We start from the raw sequence: 2279 nt of genomic DNA on the forward strand, positions 1-2279 counted from the left end.
AAAACCTCATATGAAAAACTAGAAGAAAACTACAAAGAGATAATGCATACAAGATACACATATAAATTTAATGAAGCTTACGCACTAAATAATATCTCATATAAACCTATGTCTATAAAAGAAGCTTATGATAAAAATAGTACAAATAGCTATTGCTACTATCCAGTAATGATCTATCAAAACTATATAAGTCTAAATTTAAATAGACTATTTCTAGGAGCTAATATAAGTAGTGGAGGATTAGATTATAACTCATTTATCTACTACGATATAGACCATAAGAAAAACAAACTATCTTTTAACCTAGCCTCTAAACTAGCACTAAATAACCTTAGTGCCTATCTATGCTTAGATGAGCTAAGAGGAGCTGGCAATGAGATAGATGCAAACTACTTTAAATATGCAAGAAGTAGATATACAAACTCTGATGTAGAGATAAGGGGATTAAATTTGGATGTTAAAGAGGAGAAGGAAATTTATAGTGTCTATAACAAAGATGACAACCAAGATGGACATAGTTTCTCTTCTGCTATAAAAGCCTACCAAAAAGCTGTAGAGATAGTAAGTAAATTTAAACGAGGCATATTTAATACTGATGATAAAAATAGCCACTCTAACCTCTCAAGAGATCTAGTGGAAGCTCTTGACACTATAGGAAACAATAACATTAAAGGGGTATATGTGGGGTGTAAAGTTGATTTAAAAGATAGAAGCAAAGAGAATATTCCTCCCCGCCTAGTGGGTCGTCTAGCCACCACCATAATAATGGAAGATGGTCTATATATAGGATAAGAGATGAAGAAGATTATATTCACAGCTTTGGCTATCTTAGTAATAGCTACATCATTAATAGTAGTAAATAAAAGAATAAATAAAGGAAATTTAATGGATAACAATAATACGTATATAGTTATAGCTCCGAATGGAATGGAAATACCATTTGATAAAAAGACAAATTTATCAGTCTCGCCGCTTGATTATGGGAGTGAGACTATAAGTGTAAAAGAACACTCCCAAATGCTCCTTGACTCCCGCTCCATCCTGGACTCATCTCCATATAAAAACTATAAACCACTATACTATAACCCTAAGGCAAATTCTCTAGGTCAAACAGACTATATGTCATTTAAACCATGGCTAGATATTAGCTATCACTCAAGCTCAAATAAACTATCGCCTTGGACTAAAACAGAAAAAGCTTACTATGAAAGCTTAAAAGATAAAAGAGATAGATATATCTATCTAGTAAAAAGAAGTAATCTAAAATGCACTATGATAGATATTCCTGAAGATGCAATAGGTAGAGTAGATAGTAAAGGCAAACTAACAAAGCCTGAGTATGCTGAAATTTATGATGAAGTAAATGCCAATAAAGGTACATTAAAATCAATGCTCTTTTCAGCAGAGTGGGGAATATGTGCAGGAATACTTGGAGATCCTATGGGCTTTTCACATGGAAATGAAGCAGGCTTTAAAGCAAGAGGATTTCAAAGAGTATTCTTAGCAGCTCAGCTAGGAGTAGTAAAAGCTTTAGAATATTTAGGTGATCTATTTGAATACCAAACATATAATATAGGTCTAAATACAAATTTACAAATGGCAGAAGAATTTAGAAAACTATTTACCAATCCTCCACTAGATGAATATGGCATGATGCCTTATCTTGATGAAATAGTAGGTAATTACTTTGTGATGGATTTTAATAGGGACGGAGTAGCATTTGATCCAGAAGGAACAACACATAAATTTTTAAGAGAACTCGTAGAAGATAAAGGTAAATTACTAGACCCTAGAGACCTTGATGCAAACGAGACTACAAGAGAAGAATTTATGTCTTACTTAAAAGCTGAAATGCCTCATTTTACAACTAGATTTGATAAAAAAGGTTTTCCAAACAAAATGACAGATAGAGACATAGACCTCTACATCGACTCCACCCTTCTAGAAGCTAAAATAATGTCCCTAACCCCACCTGAGGTTATCCTAATGCACCATACTATAACACACCTGAAGAGCTAACAAGACTATATGAAGCAGGTAAATTAGACAAAAAGCTAAATCCACTAACACCAGTAATGTATAGAGAAAGTTTTCCTGAAGATCTTAGAGCTAAGATACTAAGCTATGCCAAAGAGCATAATATAAAGGATTAAAGAATAAATTTAATATCTATGGCTCCAAACGGAGCCAAATATAAATATATTAAGCCACTACAATCAAAGACATAGGATCTCTATGATAACTGGACTAGTAAAACTTTATAAAACCTCATATGAAAA

Annotated in this window: 2 pseudogenes; both read left to right on the plus strand. The window is 32.8% G+C overall.

From position 1 onward, the window contains the following. A pseudogene (locus tag A3835_09800) lies at positions 1-792 on the plus strand (hypothetical protein). A 3-nt stretch (positions 793-795) separates the two neighbouring features. Beyond that, positions 796-2153, plus strand: a pseudogene (locus A3835_09805) (thioredoxin reductase). Positions 2154-2279: the final 126 nt, after the last annotated feature.

Origin of the sequence: Campylobacter concisus (assembly GCA_002092835.1) — a bacterium.
Taxonomy (GTDB): domain Bacteria; phylum Campylobacterota; class Campylobacteria; order Campylobacterales; family Campylobacteraceae; genus Campylobacter_A; species Campylobacter_A concisus_K.